The organism is Sediminimonas qiaohouensis DSM 21189 (genome assembly GCF_000423645.1).
In the GTDB taxonomy this organism is placed as follows: Bacteria; Pseudomonadota; Alphaproteobacteria; order Rhodobacterales; family Rhodobacteraceae; genus Sediminimonas; species Sediminimonas qiaohouensis.
Map to the genome: position 1 here is coordinate 127,533 of NZ_AUIJ01000003.1, position 24,342 is coordinate 151,874.

Here is a 24,342-nt window from a genome sequence, read left to right on the forward strand (position 1 = left end):
AGATTTGCCATGTCCGATCAAGAAGATCTGGTTCCCGAGATCGAGGCGCTGGAGGAGCGGCTGGCGAGTGCGCGGGCGTCGATTACCCGCCGTTTCATAGGGCAGGAACGGGTTGTTGACCTGGCTTTGTCGGCGCTTTTGTGCGGAGGGCATGGGTTGCTTGTGGGGCTGCCGGGCTTGGGCAAGACACGGCTTGTCGAGACGCTGTCCACGGTGATGGGCCTTGATGGCAACCGGATTCAGTTCACCCCGGATCTGATGCCGGCGGACATCCTCGGGTCCGAGGTTCTGGATACCGATGCAGAGGGGCGCCGCGCCTTTCGGTTCATCCCCGGGCCGGTGTTTTGCCAATTGCTTATGGCGGACGAGATCAACCGCGCTAGCCCCCGCACGCAATCGGCGTTGCTGCAGGCCATGCAAGAGCGACAGGTCACCGTCGCAGGGCAGGATCGCCCGCTTGGTGCGCCGTTTCACGTGCTGGCCACCCAGAACCCGATCGAGCAGGAAGGCACCTATCCCCTGCCCGAGGCGCAGTTGGACAGGTTCCTGGTGCAAATCGACGTGACCTATCCCGACAGGGGCACAGAGCGCGATATCCTGATCGCCACCACCGGCGCACAGGAGGACGAGGCGCATGCCGTTTTCACTGACGCCGACCTGTTGAAGGCGCAAACCCTGTTGCGCCGCATGCCCGTTGGCGATGCGGTGGTCGAGGTGATCCTGGACCTGGTGCGCGCCCTGCGCCCCGAGGATTCCAGCGCATCCGAGCGCGTGCGCCAGGCCGTGGCTTGGGGCCCCGGCCCCCGCGCGGCGCAGGCGTTGATGCTGATGTCGCGGGCCGAGGCGATGCTCAGGGGGCGGCTGGCGCCGTCGGTCGAGGATGTGGCGGCGGTGGCGCACCCGGTGCTGGTCCATCGCATGGCCCTCAACTTCGCGGCCCGCGCGCGCGGCGATAGCCTTGCTGATCTGATTGCGGAAACCATAAACGGCGTGACCGGCAAGGAGGCCGCTGCTTGATGTCAGATGCCCGCACCCTAAGGGCGCGCGCCGAGGATCAAGCCGCGCCGCTGCCGCCATTGCTGGCCAAGGCCGAGCAGTTGGCAGGTGCGGTTCTGATGGGAGAGCACGGGCGCAGGCGCGCGGGTCTTGGCGCCGATTTCTGGCAATACCGCCCGATGCAGCAAGGCGACAGCCTGCGCAATGTCGATTGGCGCCGCTCTGCGCGCGGGGACACGCAGTTCGTGCGCGAACATGAATGGCAGATCGCGCAGACGGTCATGCTGTGGGTGGACGGATCCGCCTCGATGCGCTTTGGCAGTTCCGATGCCGTGCCGGAAAAGCTTGATCGTGCGCGGCTGTTGGCGCTGGCGGTGTCGATATTGCTGGATCGCGGCGGCGAGCGTGTCGGATTGTTGGGCGACGGCCCCCCGCCGCGCAGGGGCCGGGCACAGCTTATGAGGCTGGCGCAGGCGTTCACCCGCGAAGACGAGGCCGATTATGGCCTGCCCGAGATCGGCGGCATGATCGCCCATGGGCGGGCCATCATGCTGTCGGATTTCATGGGGGACCTGGAGCCGGTGCAATCGGCGCTGACAACCGCGGCGGACAAGGGCGTGCACGGCGTTCTGGTGCAGGTTCTCGACCCCAGCGAAGAGGCGTTCCCGTTTCAGGGCAGAACCCGGTTTCAAAGCATTGGCGGGTCTGTGTCGCATGAAACGCTCAAGGCCGATGCGCTCAGGCCGCGCTATCTTGAACGGCTGGCCGCGCGCAAGGCTGCGCTGAACGATCTGGCCAGGGTGACGGGGTGGCAATATCACTGCCACCACACGGACGATAGCGCGCAATCCGCCTTGTTGTGGCTGTGGCGTGCGCTTGATGGCGGGGGGGCGGTATGATCCCCGGTTTGGCCTTCACCGCGCCGTGGCTGTTGCTGGGCCTTGCCGCGCTGCCGGTTCTGTGGCTGTTGCTGCGCGCGGTACCGCCCGCCCCGATAAAGCGCCGCTTTCCCGGTGTGGCGCTTCTTCTGGGGCTCAGCGATGACGACACCGTCACCGATCGCACGCCTTGGTGGCTGCTGCTCTTGCGGATGCTGGCGGTGGCCGCGATGATCGTCGCCTTGGCGGGTCCGGTTCTCAATCCGCAGGAAAAGCGCGCGGCGCCGGATATGCCGCTTCTGGTGGTGCTGGATGGCACATGGGCGGGCGCCGCGGGTTGGGAGGCGCGCAAGCAGGTGCTGGACAGGGTCTTGGCCGAAGCGGGGCGCAATTCGCGCCCCGTCGCGATCATGCGCCTGACCACGCCCGAGCGACCCGAGTTTCAGGCCGCCGGAGCTGTGCAATCGCGCCTTGTCGGTCTTGAGCCGCAGCCATGGCAACCCACGCAAGAGATGACCGACGCCGCAATGTCATTGCTACCTGACGGCCGGTACGAGACGTACTGGATGTCCGACGGATTGGCGCGCGAGGGGCGAAGCCGGTTACTGGCCGCGCTTGAGCAGCACGGCCCGGTCCGCACCTACGAGAGCGGCAAACCCACGCTTGCCCTGATGCCGCCGCAGTTCAAGGATGGCGCCGTGCAACTGCGCGCGCGCCGCTCGGTCGGGGGGCGGGCGCGTGACATCGTTGTCGCGGCGCACGGGGTTGATCCGGCTGGTGTGCCGCGGGTTCTGGCCCGGCAAACGCTTGGGTTCGACGCCGGCGCGCGAGAGGTCAGCGGCGCCATGACACTGCCCGCCGAGCTGCGCGCGCGTGTCGAGCGGTTCCAGATCGACGGAGAGCGCAGCGCAGGTGCTGTGGCGCTTGGCGATGACACGTTGCGTCGGCGCGAGATCGCGCTGATCGCCGGGCAGGACAACCGCGAGGGGCTGGAGCTTCTGTCGCCGCTTTACTACCTGCGGCAGGCGCTCGCCCCATCGGCGAATCTGCTTGACGGTGCCTTGATGGACGTGTTGCCCGCCAACCCCGATGTCATCATCCTGGCGGATGTCGCGAAGCTGTCTCAGGCCGAGCAGGAGGGGCTGCTGGAATGGGTCGAGAAGGGGGGGCTGCTGCTGCGCTTTGCCGGTCCGCGCCTTGCCGCCAGCGAAGTGAGCCGCAAGGAAGAGGACGCGCTGATGCCCGTGCGATTGCGGGCGGGCGGGCGAAGTGTAGGCGGCGCGATGAGTTGGGGATCTCCCAAATCGCTGGCCGCTTTCCCCAAGGGGAGCCCCTTTACCGGGCTGAAACCGCCCGAGGACGTGAAGGTCAGCGCGCAGGTCCTGGCGCAGCCCGATCCGACACTGGCCGACCGGGTGATCGCGCAGCTTGACGATGGCACGCCCTTGGTCACGCGCAAGCATATCGGGGCGGGGCAGGTGGTGCTGATGCATGTCACCGCCACGGCGGAATGGTCCACCCTGCCGTTGTCCGGCCTGTTCGTGCGTATGCTTGAGCGGCTCTCTGCCGCATCGCTTACTTCGCGGCCGGACGCCGAAGCGCTGGAAGGGCAGACATGGCAACCGCAGCGCGTGCTGGATGGTCTGGGCCGGGTGCAGGACGCGGCAACATTGCCCGGTGTCGCGGGCGAGGATGTGCTGAGCGCGCCGCTTGGCCCCGACCTGCGCCCCGGTGTCTATAGCAGCGCGGATCGCTATATCGCACGGCATGTCGTGGAGGCCGATGCGGACCTGACCCCGGTCACGTGGCCCGCGCGCATCCCGGTGGAGGGGATGGAAAAACCCCCTGAAACGCCGCTGACCGGCCACTTGCTGAGCGTGGCAATCGCGTTGATGATGGCTGATGTTCTGGCATCGCTGATCGTGTCGGGCCGCCTGACAGCGGCGCGCACGGCGGCGGGCGTGTTCCTTCTGTGCCTGATGTGGGGCGGCGCAATGCCCGCCCCCGTTCGCGCGCAAGCGGAGGGTGGCGATGACGCCTTCGCGATCGCCGCCACGTCAGAGGTGGTTCTGGCGCATGTCCTGACCGGGAACGAGAGGGTTGACGATACCGCGCATGCAGGGATGCGGGGGCTGTCCGAGACGCTCTTTTTCCGCACGTCGGTGGAGCCGGCAGACCCGATGGGCGTGAACCTGGAAACCGACGAGTTGGCGTTCTTTCCCTTTTTGTATTGGCCTATTACACCTGATCAACCCACCCCGTCCGAAGAGGCTTATGCAAAGCTCAACCGCTACCTTCGGTCCGGCGGGATGATCCTGTTTGATACGCGCGATGCCGATATAGCCGGGTTCGGCGCCTCCAGCCCCAATGGCCGCAAGTTGCAGGAACTCGCCGCGCCGCTGGATATTCCGCCGCTGGAGCCCGTGCCGGACGATCATGTTCTGACGCGCGCCTTCTACCTGCTGCAGGATTTCCCCGGCCGCCATCCGGGCGGCGATATCTGGGTCGAGGCCGCACCGCCAGATGCCGAAAAGGTCGAAGGCATGCCGTTTCGCGACCTGAACGACGGGGTGACGCCGGTTGTCATCGGCGGCAATGACTGGGCCGCCGCGTGGGCCATGGACGAACGCGGCAATGCCCTGTTCCCGGTGGGTCGCGGGCGCGGCGGTGAGCGTCAGCGCGAAATTTCGTATCGGTTCGGGGTGAACCTGATCATGCATGTGCTGACTGGCAACTACAAATCCGATCAGGTGCACGTGCCTGCACTGCTGGAAAGGCTGGGGCAATGAACGGGCAGATCATATTCGATCCGTTGTTGCCTTGGTGGGCACTTGCCGTACTGGCGGCGGCGATCCTGCTGGGGGGCGGTGTGGCGCTTTGGCGCGGGTTGTCGGGCTGGGCGCTGCGGACGCTGGCCGGTGCGGTTCTGATTGCCGCGCTTGCCGGGCCGTCCTATCAGCGCGAGGATCGCAATCCGCTGTCGGATATCGTGCTGCTGCTGGAAGACCGCAGTGCCAGCCAACGGCTGGCGGATCGCGGTGCGCGCACGGGCCAAGCCGCCGAAGCCCTTGGTGCGGCACTGGAGCAACGTCCGAACACCGAGGTGCGCCGCGTCGATCTGGGCGATGGTCAGGGCGACGCGGGAACCCTGATGATGCAGGCGCTTGGCGATGCATTGGCCGAAGTGCCGCGCGGGCGCGTGTCGGGCATCATCGCGCTGAGCGACGGGCGTGTGCACGACATGAAGCACGCGCCGGACCTGCCTGCACCGATGCACTTGCTACATACCGGGCAGCCGCAGGATTGGGACCGCCGCCTGATCGTGGAGGGGGCGCCGGCCTTTGCCATCCTGGATGAGCCTGTCACCCTGACGCTGCGGATCGAGGATATGGGCGCCGCCCCTGAGGGTGTGGAGACGGCAAGCCTTGATATCTCGCTTGATGGCGAAGAGCCGCAGCGCTTTGACGTTCCGATCGGGCGCGAGGTCGAGCTGCCGCTGACCCTGCCGCACGGGGGGCGCAACGTGATCCGCTTTTCCGTGCCCGAGGCCGAGGGAGAGCTGACCGCGCGCAACAACTCGGCCCTGGTGCAAATCAACGGCGTGCGGGACCGTCTGCGCGTTCTTCTGGTGTCGGGCGAGCCACACCCCGGCGGGCGCACATGGCGCAACCTGCTCAAATCAGACAGTTCCGTTGACCTGGTCCACTTCACGATCCTGCGCCCCCCGATGAAACAGGACGGCGTTCCGGTGTCGGAACTGTCGCTGATCGCTTTTCCCACGCGGGAGCTGTTTCTTGAAAAGGTCGACGATTTCGATCTTATCATCTTTGATCGGTATAAACGGCGGGGCATCCTGCCGTCGCTGTACCTTGATAACGTGCGCGACTATGTCGAAAAGGGCGGCGCCGTCCTGGTCGCGGCGGGATCTGACTTTGCCAGCGCCGATTCGATCCACCGCTCGCCCTTGGGGCAGATCATTCCGGGCGATCCCACGGCGCGGATGATCGAGCGGGGCTATACCCCCGAGATCACGGACCTGGGCCTGCGCCATCCGGTGACATCGGGCCTGGTGGAGGGCGAGGCGAAGACCGGCGATTGGGGCCGGTGGATGCGCCAGATCGATATCACGCCCAAAGAGGGGCATGTGGTCATGAACGGCGCCGATGACCGGCCGCTCCTTATGCTTGACCGCGTCGGCGAAGGGCGGATCGCGTTGTTGGCGTCCGATCAGGCGTGGCTATGGGATCGCGGTTTCGAAGGTGGTGGCCCGCAGTTGGAGCTTTTGCGGAGGTTGGCCCATTGGATGATGAAGGAACCCGAGCTTGAGGAAGAGGCCCTTTGGGCCGAGGCGACCGGGCAGACGATGCGCATCATCCGCCGCAGTTTGGGTGAGGACGTCGGGAAGGTGATGATTACCCGTCCGGATGGCGAGCGGACCGAAGTGCCCCTGACCGAGGTTCAGCCGGGGCGTTTCGAGGCGGAATACGAGGGACCGCAAATCGGGCTTTACCGCCTTGAGGAAGGGGATCAGGACGCCGTTGTGGGCCTTGGCCCTGCTGCCCCGCGCGAGTTCGAGGCCACCATTGCCACCGGCGACGTATTGCAGCCGGTCATCGGGCCGTTGCGCGGCGGCGTGATGCCCCTGTCGGACGGGTTGCCGCGCATCCGTGACGTGCGGCAAGGGCGGCCCGCTGCCGGGCGCGGATGGATAGGCCTGACACCGCGTAATGCCTACGAGACGATTTCGATCACGCGCGTGGCGCTTTTGCCGGGGTGGCTGGTGCTGCTTCTGGCGTCGGCGTTCATACTGGCGGGTTGGCTGCGCGAGGGGCGGCGTTGATCGCGACTCTCAGCGTTCAAGCGAGACGGCAACGGCCTCTCCGGCCCATCCGTCCTGAGAGCAGCGCACCTTGACCAGAACTTGATGCACGCCGTCGGGCACCATGATGCCGGTCAGGGACCGGGTGAAGGGTTGCTCGTTGACATGCGGGTGATGCAGCTTGCGATAGCCCAGCCTGTTGCCTGCAGCATCCAGAACCTCCCACCCGTCCGCGTAGTGATCCCATCCCGTATCGGGATGGCTGAGGGTAACTGCCATGCGCCAGCCGATATCGCCGTGCGAAACGTCGACATCTTCGACCACCGGCGCCTCAGAGAGGGCCGGCGTACATATTACCAGTAGGAATAGGGACAGTGTTTTGCGTATCATGCCGCCATTGTAGCGGGGCTTGCCCGCACGCGCATTTCACGACTGCGTGTGGGCGCAAATGGTGGTAACCGCGGGGCCGACTGGGCCGATTGCGGCACGTATTGCGGTGACAAGTAAGCAGCGGACGCCAAGACCAAGCTTGCTTATGTCTGAAATTGGGTATATTTTATTACCAATCAAAGGGGGTTTTCATGGAAATGCCAGAGCCAAAGCCAGAAATCCTGGCAAACAAGGCGGGTTTGATTGCCCGGTTGCGGTCTGTATTGCCCCACGATGCGATCATTGAAAACCCTGTCGAGACGCAAGCGTATGAATGCGACGCGCTTGTCGCCTACAAATGCGCCCCCTTGGCGGTGGTTCTGCCCTCGTCAACCGAGGAGGTCGCCGAGGTTTTGAAGATTTGCAACGAGATGGGCATTCCCGTGGTACCGCGCGGATCGGGCACCTCGTTGGCCGGTGGCGCGTTGCCGACGGCCGATTGCGTGATCCTTGGCATCGCACGGATGAACGAGGTGCTGGAAACCGACTATGACAACCGCGTCATACGAGTGCAGGCGGGGCGCACCAACCTGAGCGTCACCGGCGCCGTCGAAGAAGAGGATTTCTTTTACGCGCCCGATCCGTCCAGCCAACTGGCCTGTGCCATCTCGGGGAATATCGCGATGAACTCGGGCGGCGCGCATTGCCTGAAATACGGGGTGACCACCAACAACCTGCTGGGCGTGACCATGGTGATGATGGACGGGACCATCGTCGAGTTGGGCGGCGCGTATGTGGACGCCGGGGGGCTTGACCTTCTGGGATTGATTTGCGGCTCTGAAGGCCAGCTGGGCGTCGTGACCGAGGCCAGCTTGCGCATCCTTGCCAAACCCGAAGGGGCGCGGCCCGTTCTGATGGGGTTTGACAGCAACGAAGTGGCAGGTGCGTGCGTTTCCGACATCATCAAGGCCGGTGTTCTGCCCGTCGCGATCGAGTTCATGGATCGCCCCTGCATTCGCGCGACAGAGGCGTTCGCGGGCGCAGGATACCCCGATTGCGAGGCGCTGCTGATCGTCGAGGTCGAGGGCTCGGATGCCGAGATCGACGAGCAGCTTGCGCTGATCCTGGACATCGCGCGCCAACACAATCCGGTCGAGCTGCGCGAAAGCCGGTCGTCCGAGGAAAGCGCGCGGATCTGGCTGGGCCGGAAATCGGCATTCGGGGCGATGGGGCAGATCAACGACTACATGTGCCTTGATGGCACCATCCCGGTAAGCCAGTTGCCGTTTGTCCTGCGCCGTATCGGCGAGATGAGCCGCGAATACGGGCTGGATGTCGGCAACGTGTTTCACGCAGGGGATGGCAACATGCACCCGCTGATCCTGTTCGATGCGAACAAGCCCGGCGATCTTGAGAAATGCGAGGAATTCGGCGCGGAAATTCTCAAGCTATGCGTCGAGGTTGGCGGGTGCCTGACGGGCGAACACGGTGTTGGCATCGAAAAGCGCGACCTGATGACCACGCAGTTTTCCCAAGACGATCTGGACATTCAGATGGCGGTCAAGGATGTGTTCGATTCCAAATGGCTTCTGAACCCCGCCAAGGTTTTCCCCCTTGATTTATCGGACTCGCGACGCGCGGCGTAGCGCGGACGCCTTTCCCCTCGTGGCCTTGGGCTGGCACAGCACACCAGAGAATTCCGACAAAGAAGAAATGGCATGGATGTAATTGAAACCGAGGTGGCACTGGCCGAACGTATACGCGACGCGCAGGGGCCGATCCGGGTATTGGGCGGCGGCACGCGCGCCATCGGGCGGCCTGTGCAGGGCGAAGCCCTGAGCGTTGCGGGGTTGAGCGGTGTCGTCGATTATGAACCCGGTGCGCTGACCCTGGTTGTAAAAGCCGGAACGCCATTGGATGAGATCGAACAGACGCTGGCAGCCGACGGGCAAAGGTTGGCATTCGAGCCGATGGACCACCGCGGGATACTTGGCGTTGAGGGCACGCCGACAATCGGCGGTGTCGTGGCCGGCAATGTCAGCGGGCCGCGCCGGATCGCCGTTGGCGCGTGCCGTGATTTCCTGCTCGGGGTGCGGTTTGTTGATGGGGCGGGACGCATCCTCAAGAACGGCGGACGGGTCATGAAGAACGTAACCGGCTATGACCTAGTGCGTCTTATGGCCGGAAGCCGCGGCACGCTGGGCGTGTTGAGCGAAATCAGCCTCAAGGTGCTGCCGACGCCTGAAACGGTGGCGACGCTTACCGTGCACGGGGCGGAGGGCGGCGGCGCGCTGGATGCGATGACTCGCGCGATCACCAGCCCGTTCGAGGTAACAGGCGCGGCGCATGTTCCCGGCTCCGCCTCGGCGGTGCATCTTCGGCTCGAAGGGTTCTCTGGATCCGTCGCCTATAGGGTAGAGCAGTTGAAATCGCGGCTGTACGATCTGGGTGAGGTGACGGTCGAAACCGCACCGGACTCGAGCGCGGAATTATGGCGCAAGATCAGGGATGTGGAGCCATTGCAAGACGCCTATGCCCTATGGCGGGTTTCGATGAAACCAAGCGCGGTCTACGCCGGGTTGCTGCCTGCCATGTCGGAACGGGCGCATTGTGACTACCTGATGGACTGGGCCGGCGGAGAATGCTGGATCGCGCTGTCTGAAAACGAGGCGGCATCGCTGGCCAAGGCCCATGGCGGCGACGATGTAGCGGACGGGGCCGCGTGGCTGCACCGTGGCTTGCAAGAGGCCGTCGCGGACCGCCTGATCAATCAGGGCGGAGGCGGGCACGCGACCCTAATCAAGGGTCCGGACGCGCTACGCGGCGCCGTTTCGGTGTTCCAGCCCGAGCCCGCGCCGGTCGCGGCGCTCACGGCCGGGCTGCGGCAAAAGTTCGATCCGAAAGGTATCCTGAATCCGGGGTTGATGGGCTGATGCAGACCAATTTCACACCAGAGCAACTGCAAGACCCCGCGATCGAGCGGTCGAACCAGATACTCAGGGCCTGCGTTCATTGCGGGTTCTGCACGGCAACCTGCCCCACATACCAGGTGCTTGGCGATGAATTGGATAGCCCGCGCGGGCGCATCTACCTGATCAAGGACATGCTGGAGAACGAGCGTGTGCCGGATGCCAAGACGGTCAAACATATCGACCGCTGCCTGAGCTGCCTTGCGTGCATGACGACTTGCCCATCTGGTGTGCATTACATGCACTTGGTCGATCACGCGCGGGATTATATCGAACAGAACTACAAACGCCCGATGGGCGAGCGCGCATTGCGGTGGGTTCTGGCGCGTATCCTGCCCTATCCGATGCGGTTTCGCGTGGCCCTGCTCGCGGCCAAGGTGGCGCGCCCCTTCTCCCGGCTGGTGCCCGATGCGCGCCTGCGTGCGATGTTGGAAATGGCGCCCAAGAAGATCCCGCCGGTTAGCCGCAACGACGATCCGCAGACGCATACGGCGACAACGCCGCGGCGCAAGCGCGTGGCGCTGATGACCGGGTGCGCGCAGCGGGCGCTGAACACCGATATCAACGATGCCACGATCCGCCTGTTGACGCGGTTGGGATGCGACGTGGTGGTGGCAAAGGGTGCTGGCTGCTGCGGGGCGCTGACGCATCACATGGGCAAGACCGACGAAAGCCACGCCACGGCGGCGAAAAACATCCGCGCGTGGGCGGCGGAAATGGATGGCGACGGGTTGGATGCCATCGTCATCAACACGTCGGGCTGCGGCACCACCGTCAAGGATTACGGCCACATGTTCCGTAACGACCCGCTGGTCGAGGACGCGGCCCGCGTTTCGGCCCGCGCGATGGACGTGTCCGAGCTGTTGGAGCAACTCGAGATCCCCGAGGGCACGCCGCAGGATATGACCATTGCCTATCATGCGGCGTGTTCGTTGCAGCACGGCCAGCAGATCAAATCGACACCCAAGGCGCTGCTCAAGCGTGCCGGGTTCAACGTGGTCGAGCCGGCGGATAGCCATCTTTGCTGCGGCTCGGCGGGGACTTACAACCTGATGCAGCCTACGATCTCCAAGCAACTCAAGGATCGCAAGGTGCGTACGCTGGAGGCGAAGCAGCCCGATGTGATCGCCACCGGCAATATTGGCTGCATGATGCAGATCGGATCGGGAACCGGCGTGCCGGTCGTGCATACGGTCGAGTTGCTGGATTGGGTGACGGGCGGGCCGCGCCCGCCTGCGTTCGATAAATCGCGCGACGTCTCCGAGCCGGCCATTCCGATGCTGCGTTAAGGCCAAATTGGTGCCCGATTTGCCGGGTAAGACCGGGGGGTCAGCTATCCCGAGGGGCCAATGATACGCATCTACTTCATCGCGATTGTCGCATTCCTGCTGGCTTCGGCAATCCGCGCGCAGGACAGCGTGTTGACGCCCCTGGAGACAGGAAACGATTCGCGTGGCTGGGAGGCCGTTGGCCGGCTTGATATCGATGGGCTGGGCTTCTGCACCGGGGCGCTGATTACGCCCAACCTTGTCCTGACGGCGGCGCATTGCCTGTATGATCAGAACACGGGCAAGCGGATCGACACGGATCGGATCGAATTTCGCGCGGGCTGGCGCAATGGCCGGGCAGAGGCCTATCGCAAGGTCAGTCGCGGTATCGTGCATCCCGATTACGTTTATGACGACAGCGTCGCGATGAACCGGGTACGGCACGATCTGGCGTTGTTGGAGTTGTTGCGCCCTGTGCGCACGACGCGGATCGTTCCGTTCGGAACCGATGCCGCCCCGCGCACCGGGGACCGGATTGGCGTTGTGTCCTACGCCAAGGGGCGCGCCGAGGTGCCATCGCTGGAAGAGGTGTGCAATGTGCTGGGACGCGATGGCGGGATACTGATCATGTCCTGCGAGGTTGAGTTCGGCGCATCGGGTGCGCCTGTGTTTTCGTTCAGCGATGGCAAGGTGCGCATTGTGTCCATCGTCTCGGCCAAGGCGGAATCGCGCAAGGGGAAGGTCGCCTTGGGGAGTGAGCTTGGCCCCGCACTTGATCTGTTGCGGGCGAAGATGGCGACGGGCGGGAAAAGGTTCTTGCGTGCGGATGACGGTTCTGACGGCGCGCGGCGCTCCATGACAGGGGCGAAATTCGTTAAGCCATAGCGTTGGGCTGACGGTGGGCGAGGCTGCCTGTTGATTATCTGACATCCCATGGGAGGCATGAATGGGCTTGAGCTGCCGTTGAGGTTTAGCACCATTGCGCGGAATAGAGGCGCGCTTGCGCGCCGCCGCGCAGCGCCCGACCGCCCCGTCGCACCAGAGGTGCGCCGCTTATCCTCGGCACGCCTCCGGCGTGACGGGCGGGCGCTTTTGCAGCGTATGACGCTGCTGACAACGAAGATGTACTTGGCTGGCATAAAGTGCGTAACACACCCGTTGCTGCGCCCACACGGCGGTCGGGCACAGCGCGGCCCCTCAGCCGGTCGCAAAATGTCCGCTACAGGCCAGAATCGGACGGCGCGCGGGACCCATTTGCTAGGTAGCGAACGCTGGCGCGAGGCCAAACAACGGGTGGGCGACTGCCGCCCACCCGTGTTGACTACCCGAACACCCGGCCCAATGCGGCGTCGACAGCGCCGGTGATCTGGTCAATATCGGCCTTCGTCGCGATCAGGGCCGGCGAGAAGGTCAACGTGTTGTTGAGGCCGGGAAGCGACCGGTTGGTCGCCCCGATAATCACGCCTTGCGCCGAACAATCGGCCAGCACCGCCTGCATCTGTTTTTCGCTCACGGGGTCTTTGCTGCCTCGGTCGGAAACCAGCTCTGCCCCTAGGAACAGACCCTTGCCGCGCACGTCGCCGATGACCTTATGCTTGTCCATCAGCGCGCCGAGTTGGTCTAGCATGTAATCGCCCATGGCGGTGGTGTTATCCAGCAGATCCTCGCGCTCGATGATCGCCATGTTTTCCAGAGCGGCGGCAGGGCCGGCCGTGCATCCGCCGAAGGTCGAGATGTCGCGGAAATAGTTCAGCGGATCGTCGGCGTCGTCCTTGAACATGTCGAACACCGCCTCGGTCGTCACGCAGCACGCGATGGCGGCATAGCCACTGGCGACGCCCTTGGCCATGGTGACGAAGTCGGGTTCGATTCCGTATTGCTGATAGCCGAACCAGGTGCCTGTGCGCCCGACGCCGCAAACCACCTCGTCGATATGCAACAAGATGTCGTACTTGCGGCAAATCTCTTGCACACGTGGCCAATAGCCCGGCGGCGGGGGAATCACGCCGCCCCCTGCGGTGACCGGCTCAAGGCACAGGGCGCCGACGGTATCGGGGCCCTCATGCAGGATGACCTCTTCTATGGCGTCGGCGGCGGCGCGGCCGTAATCCTCGCCCGCAAGATCCCACTGCGCGCGATATTCAAGGCAGTGCGGCACCGGCACAAAGCCCGGCGCAAAGGGGCCGTATTGCGCGTTGCGCTGTTCCTGACCGCCCGCCGACAGGCAGCCGATCGTGGTGCCGTGATAGTCGCGTTCGCGGTAGAGGATCTTGTGCTTGCGCCCGCCATGCCGCTTGTGCGCGATCTGGCGGATCATCTTGAAGGCCTTCTCGTTCGCCTCGGACCCGGAGTTGCAGTAATAGACGCGGGAAAGCCCCGGCATCTTCGACAGCAGCTTTTCCGAGAACATCGCGCCGGGGATCGACCCCGCCGTGCCTGCGAAATAGTTGAGCTTGAGCAACTGGTCGCGCACGGCATTCGCGATTTCCTCGCGCCCATAACCCACGTTCACCGTCCACACACCACCCGAGACGGCATCCAGAAGTTCCTTGCCCTTCTGATCCCAGACGCGCATGCCCTTGCCCTCGACGATGACGCGGGGATCGGATGTCTCGTATGGTTTGTGCTGGCTCAGGTGATGCCAGACATTGGCGCGGTCCGCCGCCACGACCTTTTCGATGTCGTTGTCCTGAAAAGTTCCGTCCATCATTGCGCCGCTCCATGAATGCAGGTGCCAAGTTTCCTGCAAGCATATCACACCCGCGAGCGCCCCCGACGATAGCGCCAGACACTGCAAACCAATGACTCCAATTGCTGCGACGCGGTTGGCATATCCCCGTCAGGGCGTGCCAAGTAGCACCGCCTCGACTCGGCGATTGGCATCGCGTCCGGCCTTGGTGGCATTGCTGGCCCGGGGCGCGAGATAGCCCGCCCCTTCGGCGGCAAGCTGCGTGCGGTCGATGTTGTAGAGCGTGACCATCCGCTCAAGAACCGATGCGGCGCGGGCGCGCGACAGGTCTATATTGCGATCAAGTGCGCCGACGGTGTCGGTGTGACCGACAAGAGCGATGCGCCGCGCGGGATCAGCGGCAAGGAAATCCGCCAATGCGGCCAGGGACGAGAAATCCCCCTGCCCAAGGTCGGACGAGCCAGTATCGAATGTCAGGTCCGATAGAACAACATGGCCATTTTGCTGAATGGCCTGAGCCAACGAGTGCGGCTCGGGCGTTTCTTGCGCATTGGCGGGCGCTTGGGGGGCATCAACTGGATCGGGTCTTGCAACACTGTCCGGCGGTATGCCCGCTTTGGCCACGTGGATCAGTTGCACAAAGCCCGAGTTTTCGCTGCGGCTAACCAGCAGGCCGATATGGCTCTGATTGCCGATCTGTGCGCTTAGAAAACGGAAATCGGCAAGGTTCACATACATATCGGGCGGCGGCAGGACCTCGGTCTCAAATCGAAAGTCGAAGCCGCCACAGGCGCGCGTGTCGCATTCGAACAGAACCTCGTACCCCGCTTCGTCCAGCTGCGTGCGCAACGGTGCGAGGATCTGAAGCGTGGTGATCCCCTGCGTGGGGATGCGCCATGTCTGGCGGGTGACGCGCCCCTCGACCACGCGCTCGGGGAGCTGTCCATCGGCGTACGGCCCGGTGGGGAGCGCGTAGCTATCCGGGAACGCCGTATCTTCGGTAATCGTTTGCGCATGCGAGGGGAGCCGCAGCACCTGCGCCGCCGACGCCTGCGCAACACAGTTCAGCAAGAGGGCACAGGCGCATATGACGGCAAGGCGGATCATCTGTTTTGCGCGTGATACTCGTCGTTGGGGCGCATGTCGGTGGCCGACGCAACGCGGTTCGTCATGTTGTAGAAGGCCGCGACATTGGCGATATCCCAGATGTCCCGATCACTGAATCCCACGTCACGCAGGGCTTGCCGGTGGTGTTCTTCGATCGTGGCGCTGGCGGTGGTGACGAGGGCGGCGAAATCCAGCATCGCGCGCTGCCGTTCGTCCAGGTCGGCCACGCGGTAGTTCATCACCAACATCTCGCCCAGCTTGGGATCGCCGGACAGGGCACGTACCGCCTGCCCGTGCGCGGTGAGGCAGTAAAAGCAGTGGTTGATGGATGACACCACCACGGCGATCATCTCGCGCTCCAGTTTGCTCAGCCCGCTATCGGCCAGCATCATGTCATTGTAGAGGGCCGAAAAGGCGTTCAGCTTGTCGATGTCGAAGGCATGCGCCCGCAGCACATTGGGCACGAGGCCCAGCTTTTCCTGGCAGATGTCGAAATACTTCTGCGTCGCCTCGGGCAACGGATCGACCGGCGGCAGGTTCAGGGCGGTGGGCAGGTCGGATTTGCTCATGTCATGTCCTCGCGGTGTTTGCGGTAGTGATACTGTCCCACAGCCTCCATGCCGAGGGAAGCATAGAGCGCGTTGGCCCCGGCATTGGCCTGCGTGCAGATCGCGGCGATGTGGCTGGCGCCGTTGTCCTGGGCCCAGAACGCCGCCTCGTGCATGAACCAGCGCGCCATGCCGTGCCGGCGCTGATGCGGCAGCACCTCAAGCGCATGGATCATCGCGGTGCCGCCGTGCACGGCCACAAAAGCGGTGCCGCCGGGGTGGTCATTGATGCGCCCCATCAGCGTGGTCTTGGGTTGCGGCGCGCGATGCATCACGGCGATGCGCCCCGGTCCAATCCCGGCCTTGGCCCAGATATCGATCTGGATCGCCAGCGGCTCCCACACGGTGAAGACAGTCACGCGTGGGGCGTGTTGTGTCGCGAGGGCCGTGGCCGGTGCCACCCAGATGGTGACCGGATCGACGACAGCGTAATCGCGCGCGTCCAGCCATGCATCCAGCTCCGAATCGCCTTGGCGGATCTGGAACAGGCGGGGCTGATTCATGTCCTGCATCGCCGCTTCGGCCGACGCGATGTCATCCTCGGTGGGCGGGGCCTTTGCCGATGTGGCCGACACGCGCTGCCCGCCGCCCTGTCCCTCGCGCAGGAGCCACGGGCCAAGCCGGCGCGTTGCGGCCGCCGGCCATGTGGCATCGCACACGTCCATCAATTGCCGTGCATCGGGCATCATTGGCCGAATGCCTCGCAGAGCCGGTGCATCGCGGCATCCACGCGCGCGCCGTCAGAGCCGCGAATGACGATCTGTGCGCCGAAAACACCATCCGACTGGAACGGGTAAGATCCAATCGACAGGTCGGGAAAGTCCTCGGCCAAGGTGCGCAAGGGGCCGGCGATCTCGCCCTCACCGCGCATGATGCGCAGGGTTTGCGACATCAGCGGTGCGCCGCCCGTCAGGGTGGGCAGGACACTGGCGACCATGGCCTGGAATACCGCGGGCACGCCAGCCATGACATGCACGTTCTCAAGGGTGAAGCCCGGCGCGGCGCTTACCGGGTTTTCGATCAGGGTTGCCCCCTCGGGGATGCGGGCCATGCGCAGGCGCGCCTCGTTCAACTCTTGCGCGCTGCGCTGATAGTGGGCCTCCAAGATGGCGCGGGCATCGTCGCGCACGCCGATGGCGCGGCCAAATGCGCGGGCAATGCAATCGGCGGTGATGTCATCATGCGTGGGGCCGATGCCGCCGCTGGTGAACACGGTGTCATAGGCGTCTGCCAACGCCCGCACCGCGGTTTCGATTGCTTCGGCGTCATCGCTGACAACGCGCACCTCGCGCAGGTCGATCCCTGCCTTGGTTAGCTCACCGGCGAGGTAGTGCATGTTGGAATCGCGCGTGCGCCCCGACAGGATTTCATCCCCGATCACAAGCATCGCGGCGGTGGGGTTGGTCATGGCGCTCTCCTTGAACAGGGTATGGCTTCGGTATAGGCCGCACGTCATGCGCTTTCAAACCCCCCTTGTGCCTGCCGTGCTGATCCGCCGCTACAAGCGGTTCCTCGCGGATTGCCGCCTTGACGACGGGCGCGAGGTGACCGCCCATTGCGCGAACCCCGGCTCGATGCTGGGCTTGGCCGAGCCAGGCATGCGTATCTGGCTGGAGCCGAACGATGACGCGCGCAAGAAGCTGAAATTTGGCTGGCGTCTGGTGGAGCATGGAGAGGGCCATTTCACGGGTGTGGATACCGGCGTTCCCAACCGGATGCTGCGCGAGGTATTGGAGGCTGGCGCGGTGCCCGGGCTCACGGGCTATGACGCGGTCCGCCCCGAGGTGAAGTATGGCGCGCAGGGAAGTCGCATCGATTTCCTGCTCACCGGGCAGGGGAGGCGCGATGCCTATGTCGAGGTAAAAAGCGTGACGCTATCGCGGCAGCCCGGCCTGGCCGAGTTTCCCGACAGCGTGACCAAGCGGGGCACCAAGCACCTTGAGGAACTGGCGGCAATGGCGCAGGCGGGCGCGCGGGCGGTGATGTTGTACCTGGTGCAGCGCACCGATTGCGGTCGGTTTGCGCTGGCCGCGGATATCGACCCGGCCTATGCCGACGCTCATGCACGGGCGACCGTCAAAGGGGTCGAGACGCTGTGCTTTGCCACGCAAATCACACCCCGTGCGATCACATTGGGCCCGCCCCTGCCGCATGTTGCCTGAGCCGTGGTTGTGCACCACGGCATTTCGGCTTAGATGACTGTGATGATTTTCGGACGGAGACGGCAGTTGAACGATCAGCACAAGGGCCGCATGACACGCGACGGCATCCGCATCCACGAGCCTGCCGATTTTGAGGGCATGCACAGGGCTGGCCATCTGGCGGCGACGATCCTGGATGAGATCGCCGAGCACGTCTATCCCGGTCAGACCACGGCCGAGATCGACCGCCTGATCGAGGAAAAGGTCGACGCCGCCGGCGCGAAATCGGCCACTATCGGGTATCGCGGCTATCAGCATGCAAGCTGCATCAGCCTCAATCATGTCGTCTGTCACGGGATTCCCGGCGCCCCGATCCCCAAAAGCGGCGCCGAGACAGTGTCAAAAGACCTTGAGAAGCGGCGCAAGGATGACGTTCTTGTAGATGGCGACATCCTGAACATTGACGTGACCGTGATCGTGGACGGCTGGTATGGCGATACCAGCCGGATGTATGTCGCGGGCAAGCCGAGCCGCCAGGCCGAACGGTTGATCCAGATCACCCACGACGCCCTGTTCAAGGGCATCGAAGCAGTGAAGCCCGGAAACACCTTTGGAGATATCGGCCACGCCATTCAGGCTTATGTCGAGGCAAACAGCATGTCGGTCGTGCGCGATTTTTGCGGCCATGGCCTGGGCCGTGTGTTCCACGCGCCGCCCAACGTTCTACATTACGGTCGTTCGGGCACCGGCGCGGTTCTTGAGGAGGGGATGTTCTTTACCATTGAACCGATGGTGAACCTCCGCCGCCCGGAGACACTGGTGCTTGCGGATGAATGGACGGCAGTCACGCGCGACCGCAGCCTGTCGGCACAGTTCGAGCATTCGATTGGCGTAACCGCGCAGGGGTTCGAAATTTTCACGCTCTCGCCCGCGGGCAAGTTTCACCCGACCTACGGCTAGGGTTAAGCGGCGGGTGGCGGCGCGCGGCCACCCGCCGGCGCAGCAGTTTTTCAGTCCTCAAACGTCACCGCGGACCGATAGAGGTGCCATGTGGCATGCCCGAGAAGTGGCATGACGATGATCAGCCCCACGAACATCGGGATCGCGGCCACGGCCAGGGAAACCGCAACGATCAGCCCCCAGGTCAGGACCGTAACAGGGTTCGCACGCGCTACGCGCAGCGATGTCGCGACAGCCACCGGGATGCCAACGCGCCTGTCCGTCAGCATCGGGAATGACACCAGGCTGGTGATCAGCACCACCAGCGCGAACAGAAATCCCACGCCCATGCCCAGGCCGATCATGGCCCAGCCCTGCGGCGTGGTCAGAACGTCGCCGAGGAACCCGCGGATGCTTTCGGGGGCCTCGGGGCCGAGGGTCGAGATGTAGATCGCGTTGGCGGCAAACATCCACAGCGTGAACAGCGCCAGCAGGTAAAGCCCCAGCACCATCACCGGCCCCACCACATGGGCGCGCAGCGCGCCGAGTGCCAAGCCCCACCGCGCAGGCTCGCCCGCCGCGCGGCGGCGGCTCATCTCATAGAGCCCGATACCAGCCACCGGACCGACCAGCGCAAAGCCCGCCGCGACCGGAAAGAACAGCGGAAGCAGCGCCATGTCGAACGCCATCAGCGCCAGCAGGATGCCGATGACCGGGTAGATCGCCACCAGAAAGACCACGTCGGTTCGAAATGCCGCGAAATCGTCAAGCCCCAGCCGTAAGGCGTGCCCGATCGCATCCAGCCCTATCGTGTTTACCTTGGGTGGGCCCGACGCCCTGCTGCCAAGGTTCCCGGTCACCGTTTCGGCAGTGTGGCCGGTTTCGGTCACTACATGCGCTATCCAAGACAGCGGATTTCCAATCGTCTTGACCATTGCGTCCTCCTTTGTTGCGCACCCGTCTCGCCAGCGGCCACAAAGGGTTGCTCTTATGGCCGGAGGGACGGCCGATCCGATTGTCACATCCAAGATACCACAATTTGGGCTGAAATTTCTTCACGATTTCGGGTTCGTACCTTAACGGGCGCGCAGGAGCGTGATTTGCGTATCGCCATAGCGGCGACTGTCCAGCGGCATAAGACCCTCTGGCGGCACGATCTCGGCGCTTTCTTCCCAAACGACAAGCGCACCGGGGGCGATCCAGCCGCCTTTGAGCGCGGCAGTCATGGCCTTCTCGCCCAGCCCCTTGCCATAGGGCGGATCGAGAAACACAAGGTCATGCGCGGCGCCCTCGTTCGCGCCCAGGCGGCGCGCGTCGCGGCGCAACACGGTACAGTGCTCTTGCGCGCCGCAGATTTCCACGTTTTGCCGCAGCAGTGACAGCGCCTTGCGCCCATCTTCGACGAACGTCGCCTGCGCCGCCCCGCGCGATAGCGCCTCAAGGCCCAGTGCGCCGGTGCCGGCAAACAGGTCCAGCACCCGCGCGCCGGTGATCGGATCGTCGAAACGCCCGCCCGCAAGCATGCTGAACAGGCTTTCGCGGGTGCGATCAGTGGTAGGGCGCAAATGCGCGCCGGCATCGCCCTTGCCGACCGAGGCCAAGGCGCGGCTGCGCCACTTTCCGGCGATGATCCTCATGATTTCAGTAGCGCCTTGAGGTCGGTATCCGGGTTTGAAACTTGCTCGGGGGCCGGGGATTGGCCCGCCTCGATCAGGCGTTTGCCGATCATGTAGGCGCGCGGCTCGTTCGCGGCGTCCACAGCCAGCAGGCGATCGCCCGCATAGTACCAGAACGATACGCTACCTTCGCGCGTGCCGGGGCGGGTGAAGACATCGGTGTAGCCGGTATTCAACCCCGCGATCTGTAGTTTGACATCGTATTGGTCGGACCAGAACCACGGTTTCGGCACATAGGGCGTTTCGGCGCCCATTATGTTGTCGGCCACGCATTCGGCCATGTCGATGGCATTTGGCACCGATTCCAGCCGCAGCCGCCCGCCGTCATGGAGGAACGCCGCGCAGTCGCCTGCCGCCCATATGCCGGGCGCGCTGGTGCGGCCCTGTTCGTCCACGGCTATGCCGTTGTCGATGGCAAGGCCCGCCGCCTCGGCAAGCGCGGTGTCGGGGGTGATGCCGATCCCGACGATCACCAGATCGGCGGAAAGGGTGCTGCCATCGGCCAATTGGGCGCCGGTGACGTGGCCTTCCTCGGCTGTCAGGTGATCAAGCGCCACGCCCTCGCGGATATTCACGCCGTGCGCGCGGTGCAGATCGCGGAAGAAATCCGCCGTTTCCGGCGCCGCCACTCGGCCAAGGATGCGCTCGGACGCCTCGATCAGGGTGACGTGCAGGCCCAGCTTTGCGGCGACTGCCGCAGCCTCCAACCCGATATACCCCCCGCCTATGATCAACAGCCGCGCGCCGGGCTGGCATGCGGGTTCCAGTGCGTCAACATCGGCCAGTGTGCGCACCACGTGCACCCCCTCCAGATCGCCGCCCACGCTGGCAGGTAGGCGCCGCGGCACCGCGCCGGTGGCCAGAACAAGGTTCCCAAACGGCACGGTTTCCCCATCTGCCAGCGTCACGCGCTGCGCGTCCGGATCGATGGCGGCGGCGGTGGTGTCGGTCCGCAGGGTTATGGCGTTCTCCGCGTAATAGCTTTCGGGCCGCAGCAGCAGGCGGCTCACGTCCATGTCACCCAGCAGATACGCCTTGGATAGCGGCGGGCGCTGATACGGGGCAACGGGTTCGGCCCCCAAAAGGGTGATGCCCCCCTCGAAACGCTGGCTTCGCAGCCGGGCAACCAGTGACGCACCGGCCTGCCCCGCGCCTATGACGACGACATCATCCATGCTGGTCCCTCGTGTTTCGACAATCCATTTGCAACGCGCCCGACGCAGCCTATATCGCACCCGACGGCAAACGCAATTCATGAGGATGCAGAACAACATGACCATCTCCGCAGGTGACAAACTCCCCGATGTGACATTGGTACAGATGGGCGATGAGGGGCCCCAGCAAGTGCCGTTGCGCGAGCGTCTGAAGGGCCGCAAGGTCGCGATCTTTGCAGTTCCCGGGGCGTTTACACCAACCTGTCATTCCGCGCATTTGCCCAGCTTCATCCGCACTAAGGAAGAATTTGACAGCAAGGGCGTGGACGAGATCATCTGCATCAGCGTCAACGATCCGTTCGTGATGAAGGCCTGGGGCGAGGCGACGGGCGCTTCGGACGCCGGAATCACCATGCTCAGCGATGCGGGTAGCGAGTTCACCCGCGCCATCGGCATGGATTTCGACGCACCGCCGGCAGGGTTGATCGGCCGCTCGCGGCGCTACGCCATGCTTGTCGACGATGGCGAGGTCACAATCCTGCAAGCCGAGGAAAGCCCCGGTCAATGCGAGGTGTCGGGCGGCGAGGCGCTATTGGCCTCCATGTGATCGGGCGGGCGGCAGCGACAACGCTACCCGGATGATCGGCGTGCGGGTGCTTGACCTGCGCGCCGCTCTGCTCCCTGATGTGTCGGGTAGATACCGGGGAGGGAAAAACAGCATGAGCGCAGATTGGGTGCCGCCCGCGGCATTGAGCGACAATAGCCGCATGGCCGCCTTCATGGCGTGGCTTGCGCAAGCGCGCGGCCTGAACTTCGACGATTACGCGCAGATGTGGACGTGGTCCACCGAAGAACCCGAAGCGTTCTGGCAGGCGCTTTGGGATTGGTTCGAGTTGCGCTCGCCGACGCCGCATTCCGCCGTTCTGGTGCGGCGCGAAATGCCCGGGGCCGAGTGGTTCCCCGGCGCGCGCCTGAACTACGCCGCGCAGGTGATGCGCCACGTGCGCCCCGACCGCGCCGCGATCATCCATCAGGCCGAGGACGGCACTACTACCGAGCTGAGCTGGCAACAGATGCAGGCAGAGGTTTCCGGCCTGGCCAGTGCCCTGCGCGATATGGGGGTGCACCCTGGTGATCGGGTAGTTGGTTATCTGCCCAATACGCCGCAGACGGTCGTGGCATTCCTTGCCGCGGCCAGCGTGGGCGCGGTTTGGTCGCTGTGTGCGCCGGACATGGGGGCGGCCACGGTTCTCGATCGGTTCCGCCAGATTGACCCCAAGGTGATTTTCACCGCCTCGGGCTACGAGTTCGGCGGTCGCTGGTATGATCGCACCGACGAGGTCAAGGCGCTTCTGTCCGGGCTGGACAGCTTGACCCACTGGATCAGCATGGATGACGCCGCCCCGGTCGTGCCGCCGCAGCAGATAAGGCGCCATGATTTCTCGGCGTTGATTACTGATGAGGCCGATTTCGAACCAGAGCTTGTTGCCTTCGATCATCCGCTCTGGGTGGTCTATTCCTCGGGGACCACCGGCAGCCCAAAACCGATCGTGCATGGCCATGGCGGTGTGGTGCTTGAGCATCTCAAGCTGCTTGGCCTGCACTCTGATCTGGGGCCGGATGACGTGTTTTCCTGGTTCACCTCGACCGGCTGGATCATGTGGAACGCCCAAGTGGGCGGGCTGCTGGTCGGCGCGACCATCGCGCTGGCCGAAGGAAGCCCCAGCGTGCCCGACATGGGGCGGTTGTGGCGGTTCATCGACGATGCGGGGCTGACCGCTTTCGGTGCCGGCGCGGCCTGGTTCACCGGCTGTATGAAGGCCGGGATCGTCCCGCGCGAAATCGCGGATCTGAGCCATCTGCGCATGCTGGGCTCGACCGGCTCACCGCTGCCGCCCGAGGCGTATACCTGGGTCTATGATACTGTCCGCCCCGATATCTGGCTGGCGCCGATCGCCGGCGGCACGGATTTTGCCGGCGCGTTCCTTGCGGGCAATCCCATGCTGCCTGTTCGCGTGGGCGAAATGCAGTGCCGTGCATTGGGCGCCAAGGTAGAAGCCTATGATGAGGCGGGCAATCCGGTGATCGACGACGTGGGCGAGCTGGTTTGCACCATGCCAATGCCGTCGATGCCGCTCTACCTGTGGGGCGACACTGATGGGTCGCGCCTGCACGACAGCTACTTCAGCACCTATCCCGGCGTCTGGCGGCACGGCGATTGGGTCAAGATAACCCCCGAGGGCGGCGCGATCATCTATGGGCGATCCGACGCCACCATAAACCGCCACGGTATCCGGATGGGCACCGCCGACATCTACCGCGTGGTCGAAGATTGCGCCGAGGTGGCCGACAGCCTCGTCGTCGATCTGGAATACCTGGGGCAGGAGTCATGCATGATACTGTTCTTGCGCCTGACCGAGGGGTCCGAACTGGATGAGGCCCTGAAAGACAGGATCATTGCGGGCCTCAAGCAAAACGTATCGCCCCGGCATGTTCCCGACAGGATCGTTGCCGCGCCGGATATCCCCTACACCCTGACCGGCAAGAAAATGGAAGTGCCGATCAAGAAGCGGCTCCTGGGGCAGCCGATGGACAAGGTCGCCACGCCCGACGCCATGGCTAACCCCGGCTGTCTGGACTGGTACGATGCCTACGCACGCACCCACCTGGATCAGTAGCCGGAATTCCCGCGGGTTCCCGTGTTTCTTCTGGCCGGAAATATCCTCGGG

Annotated in this window: 21 protein-coding genes; 12 read left to right on the plus strand and 9 right to left on the minus strand. The window is 64.3% G+C overall.

The features are described 5' to 3' along the window. Nucleotides 1-9 precede the first annotated feature (9 nt). From G568_RS0104745 to G568_RS0104760, 4 genes are read left to right on the plus strand one after another with little or no spacing between them, the layout of a single operon-like run. A complete protein-coding gene (locus tag G568_RS0104745; protein ID WP_026756948.1) occupies nucleotides 10-1,017 on the plus strand; it encodes an AAA family ATPase in 1,008 nt (335 codons plus the stop codon). After that, nucleotides 1,017-1,895 carry a DUF58 domain-containing protein gene (locus G568_RS0104750; protein ID WP_026756949.1) on the plus strand — a complete coding sequence of 293 codons (879 nt, stop codon included), beginning with the start codon at nucleotides 1,017-1,019 and terminating at the stop codon, nucleotides 1,893-1,895. The genes G568_RS0104745 and G568_RS0104750 overlap by 1 nt, the downstream gene beginning before the upstream one ends. Next, nucleotides 1,892-4,663 carry a DUF4159 domain-containing protein gene (locus G568_RS0104755; RefSeq protein ID WP_026756950.1) on the plus strand — a complete coding sequence of 924 codons (2,772 nt, stop codon included), beginning with the start codon at nucleotides 1,892-1,894 and terminating at the stop codon, nucleotides 4,661-4,663. The genes G568_RS0104750 and G568_RS0104755 overlap by 4 nt, the downstream gene beginning before the upstream one ends. Further along, complete coding sequence (locus G568_RS0104760) at nucleotides 4,660-6,714, plus strand: membrane protein (RefSeq protein ID WP_026756951.1); 2,055 nt, start codon at nucleotides 4,660-4,662, stop codon at nucleotides 6,712-6,714. Before G568_RS0104755 ends, G568_RS0104760 begins: the two co-directional genes overlap by 4 nt. 9 nt (nucleotides 6,715-6,723) lie before the next feature. Here G568_RS0104760 and G568_RS0104765 read toward each other — a convergent pair whose 3' ends face one another. Then, nucleotides 6,724-7,083, minus strand: a complete 360-nt coding sequence (locus G568_RS0104765) for a hypothetical protein (RefSeq protein ID WP_026756952.1) — start codon at nucleotides 7,081-7,083, stop codon at nucleotides 6,724-6,726. Between the two features lie 191 nt (nucleotides 7,084-7,274). Here G568_RS0104765 and G568_RS0104770 point away from each other — a divergent pair, with 191 nt between their 5' ends. From G568_RS0104770 to G568_RS0104785, 4 genes are all read left to right on the plus strand, one after another. Next, the gene (locus G568_RS0104770; RefSeq protein ID WP_026756953.1) at nucleotides 7,275-8,708 is read left to right on the plus strand and encodes an FAD-linked oxidase C-terminal domain-containing protein; all 1,434 of its coding nucleotides are present in this window, start codon (nucleotides 7,275-7,277) and stop codon (nucleotides 8,706-8,708) included. Nucleotides 8,709-8,780: 72 nt separating this feature from the next. Continuing rightward, the gene (locus G568_RS0104775; RefSeq protein WP_026756954.1) at nucleotides 8,781-9,995 is read left to right on the plus strand and encodes an FAD-binding protein; all 1,215 of its coding nucleotides are present in this window, start codon (nucleotides 8,781-8,783) and stop codon (nucleotides 9,993-9,995) included. Continuing rightward, nucleotides 9,995-11,320 carry a glycolate oxidase subunit GlcF gene (gene glcF, locus G568_RS0104780; protein ID WP_026756955.1) on the plus strand — a complete coding sequence of 442 codons (1,326 nt, stop codon included), beginning with the start codon at nucleotides 9,995-9,997 and terminating at the stop codon, nucleotides 11,318-11,320. Before G568_RS0104775 ends, glcF begins: the two co-directional genes overlap by 1 nt. Nucleotides 11,321-11,380: 60 nt before the next feature. Then, nucleotides 11,381-12,184, plus strand: a complete 804-nt coding sequence (locus G568_RS0104785) for a trypsin-like serine peptidase (RefSeq protein ID WP_051202757.1) — start codon at nucleotides 11,381-11,383, stop codon at nucleotides 12,182-12,184. A gap of 436 nt (nucleotides 12,185-12,620) precedes the next feature. On the opposite strand, the gene G568_RS0104790 is transcribed toward G568_RS0104785, so the two are convergent. The 5 genes from G568_RS0104790 to G568_RS0104810 all read right to left on the minus strand — a co-directional run bounded on the left by G568_RS0104790 (nucleotide 12,621) and on the right by G568_RS0104810 (nucleotide 17,111). Beyond that, nucleotides 12,621-14,006, minus strand: coding sequence for an aminotransferase family protein (locus G568_RS0104790; protein ID WP_026756957.1), 1,386 nt, complete (start codon nucleotides 14,004-14,006; stop codon nucleotides 12,621-12,623). 132 nt (nucleotides 14,007-14,138) lie between these two features. Then, nucleotides 14,139-15,095 (minus strand): OmpA family protein, encoded by a 957-nt coding sequence (locus tag G568_RS0104795; protein WP_026756958.1) that lies wholly within the window; start codon nucleotides 15,093-15,095, stop codon nucleotides 14,139-14,141. Next, complete coding sequence (locus tag G568_RS0104800) at nucleotides 15,092-15,664, minus strand: peroxidase-related enzyme (RefSeq protein ID WP_026756959.1); 573 nt, start codon at nucleotides 15,662-15,664, stop codon at nucleotides 15,092-15,094. The genes G568_RS0104795 and G568_RS0104800 overlap by 4 nt, the downstream gene beginning before the upstream one ends. Beyond that, nucleotides 15,661-16,392: a GNAT family N-acetyltransferase gene (locus G568_RS0104805; protein ID WP_026756960.1), complete on the minus strand. Its 732-nt coding sequence runs from the start codon at nucleotides 16,390-16,392 to the stop codon at nucleotides 15,661-15,663. The genes G568_RS0104800 and G568_RS0104805 overlap by 4 nt, the downstream gene beginning before the upstream one ends. After that, nucleotides 16,389-17,111 (minus strand): competence/damage-inducible protein A, encoded by a 723-nt coding sequence (locus G568_RS0104810; RefSeq protein WP_026756961.1) that lies wholly within the window; start codon nucleotides 17,109-17,111, stop codon nucleotides 16,389-16,391. Before G568_RS0104810 ends, G568_RS0104805 begins: the two co-directional genes overlap by 4 nt. Before the next feature lie 46 nt (nucleotides 17,112-17,157). Between G568_RS0104810 and sfsA the strand changes: the two genes are divergently transcribed. Both sfsA and map read left to right on the plus strand, forming a co-directional pair. Then, on the plus strand, nucleotides 17,158-17,865 hold the full coding sequence (gene sfsA / locus G568_RS0104815; protein ID WP_026756962.1) for a DNA/RNA nuclease SfsA: 708 nt from the start codon (nucleotides 17,158-17,160) through the stop codon (nucleotides 17,863-17,865). A gap of 33 nt (nucleotides 17,866-17,898) precedes the next feature. Further along, nucleotides 17,899-18,804 carry a type I methionyl aminopeptidase gene (gene map, locus G568_RS0104820; RefSeq protein WP_051202758.1) on the plus strand — a complete coding sequence of 302 codons (906 nt, stop codon included), beginning with the start codon at nucleotides 17,899-17,901 and terminating at the stop codon, nucleotides 18,802-18,804. A gap of 50 nt (nucleotides 18,805-18,854) precedes the next feature. Here map and G568_RS0104825 read toward each other — a convergent pair whose 3' ends face one another. From G568_RS0104825 to G568_RS0104835, 3 genes are all read right to left on the minus strand, one after another. Next, a complete protein-coding gene (locus G568_RS0104825) occupies nucleotides 18,855-19,718 on the minus strand; it encodes a DUF2189 domain-containing protein (protein ID WP_026756964.1) in 864 nt (287 codons plus the stop codon). Between the two features lie 141 nt (nucleotides 19,719-19,859). After that, entirely contained in the window at nucleotides 19,860-20,420 is a 561-nt protein-coding gene (gene rsmD, locus G568_RS0104830; protein WP_026756965.1) for a 16S rRNA (guanine(966)-N(2))-methyltransferase RsmD, read from the minus strand. Further along, on the minus strand, nucleotides 20,417-21,634 hold the full coding sequence (locus G568_RS0104835) for an NAD(P)/FAD-dependent oxidoreductase (RefSeq protein ID WP_026756966.1): 1,218 nt from the start codon (nucleotides 21,632-21,634) through the stop codon (nucleotides 20,417-20,419). The genes rsmD and G568_RS0104835 overlap by 4 nt, the downstream gene beginning before the upstream one ends. A 97-nt stretch (nucleotides 21,635-21,731) precedes the next feature. Between G568_RS0104835 and G568_RS0104840 the strand changes: the two genes are divergently transcribed. After that, nucleotides 21,732-22,220, plus strand: a complete 489-nt coding sequence (locus G568_RS0104840) for a peroxiredoxin (protein WP_026756967.1) — start codon at nucleotides 21,732-21,734, stop codon at nucleotides 22,218-22,220. Between the two features lie 112 nt (nucleotides 22,221-22,332). Then, nucleotides 22,333-24,291, plus strand: coding sequence for an acetoacetate--CoA ligase (locus G568_RS0104845; RefSeq protein ID WP_026756968.1), 1,959 nt, complete (start codon nucleotides 22,333-22,335; stop codon nucleotides 24,289-24,291). Nucleotides 24,292-24,342 lie beyond the last annotated feature (51 nt).

What these genes read in the sequence shown, in the direction of transcription:
- G568_RS0104745 (WP_026756948.1), top strand. Translation starts at nt 10, where the DNA reads ATGTCCGATCAAGAAGATCTGGTTCCCGAGATCGAGGCGCTGGAGGAG.
- G568_RS0104750 (WP_026756949.1), top strand. Translation starts at nt 1,017, where the DNA reads ATGTCAGATGCCCGCACCCTAAGGGCGCGCGCCGAGGATCAAGCCGCG.
- G568_RS0104755 (WP_026756950.1), top strand. Translation starts at nt 1,892, where the DNA reads ATGATCCCCGGTTTGGCCTTCACCGCGCCGTGGCTGTTGCTGGGCCTT.
- G568_RS0104760 (WP_026756951.1), top strand. Translation starts at nt 4,660, where the DNA reads ATGAACGGGCAGATCATATTCGATCCGTTGTTGCCTTGGTGGGCACTT.
- G568_RS0104765 (WP_026756952.1), bottom strand. Translation starts at nt 7,083, where the DNA reads ATGATACGCAAAACACTGTCCCTATTCCTACTGGTAATATGTACGCCG.
- G568_RS0104770 (WP_026756953.1), top strand. Translation starts at nt 7,275, where the DNA reads ATGGAAATGCCAGAGCCAAAGCCAGAAATCCTGGCAAACAAGGCGGGT.
- G568_RS0104775 (WP_026756954.1), top strand. Translation starts at nt 8,781, where the DNA reads ATGGATGTAATTGAAACCGAGGTGGCACTGGCCGAACGTATACGCGAC.
- glcF (WP_026756955.1), top strand. Translation starts at nt 9,995, where the DNA reads ATGCAGACCAATTTCACACCAGAGCAACTGCAAGACCCCGCGATCGAG.
- G568_RS0104785 (WP_051202757.1), top strand. Translation starts at nt 11,381, where the DNA reads ATGATACGCATCTACTTCATCGCGATTGTCGCATTCCTGCTGGCTTCG.
- G568_RS0104790 (WP_026756957.1), bottom strand. Translation starts at nt 14,006, where the DNA reads ATGGACGGAACTTTTCAGGACAACGACATCGAAAAGGTCGTGGCGGCG.
- G568_RS0104795 (WP_026756958.1), bottom strand. Translation starts at nt 15,095, where the DNA reads ATGATCCGCCTTGCCGTCATATGCGCCTGTGCCCTCTTGCTGAACTGT.
- G568_RS0104800 (WP_026756959.1), bottom strand. Translation starts at nt 15,664, where the DNA reads ATGAGCAAATCCGACCTGCCCACCGCCCTGAACCTGCCGCCGGTCGAT.
- G568_RS0104805 (WP_026756960.1), bottom strand. Translation starts at nt 16,392, where the DNA reads ATGATGCCCGATGCACGGCAATTGATGGACGTGTGCGATGCCACATGG.
- G568_RS0104810 (WP_026756961.1), bottom strand. Translation starts at nt 17,111, where the DNA reads ATGACCAACCCCACCGCCGCGATGCTTGTGATCGGGGATGAAATCCTG.
- sfsA (WP_026756962.1), top strand. Translation starts at nt 17,158, where the DNA reads ATGCGCTTTCAAACCCCCCTTGTGCCTGCCGTGCTGATCCGCCGCTAC.
- map (WP_051202758.1), top strand. Translation starts at nt 17,899, where the DNA reads ATGACTGTGATGATTTTCGGACGGAGACGGCAGTTGAACGATCAGCAC.
- G568_RS0104825 (WP_026756964.1), bottom strand. Translation starts at nt 19,718, where the DNA reads ATGGTCAAGACGATTGGAAATCCGCTGTCTTGGATAGCGCATGTAGTG.
- rsmD (WP_026756965.1), bottom strand. Translation starts at nt 20,420, where the DNA reads ATGAGGATCATCGCCGGAAAGTGGCGCAGCCGCGCCTTGGCCTCGGTC.
- G568_RS0104835 (WP_026756966.1), bottom strand. Translation starts at nt 21,634, where the DNA reads ATGGATGATGTCGTCGTCATAGGCGCGGGGCAGGCCGGTGCGTCACTG.
- G568_RS0104840 (WP_026756967.1), top strand. Translation starts at nt 21,732, where the DNA reads ATGACCATCTCCGCAGGTGACAAACTCCCCGATGTGACATTGGTACAG.
- G568_RS0104845 (WP_026756968.1), top strand. Translation starts at nt 22,333, where the DNA reads ATGAGCGCAGATTGGGTGCCGCCCGCGGCATTGAGCGACAATAGCCGC.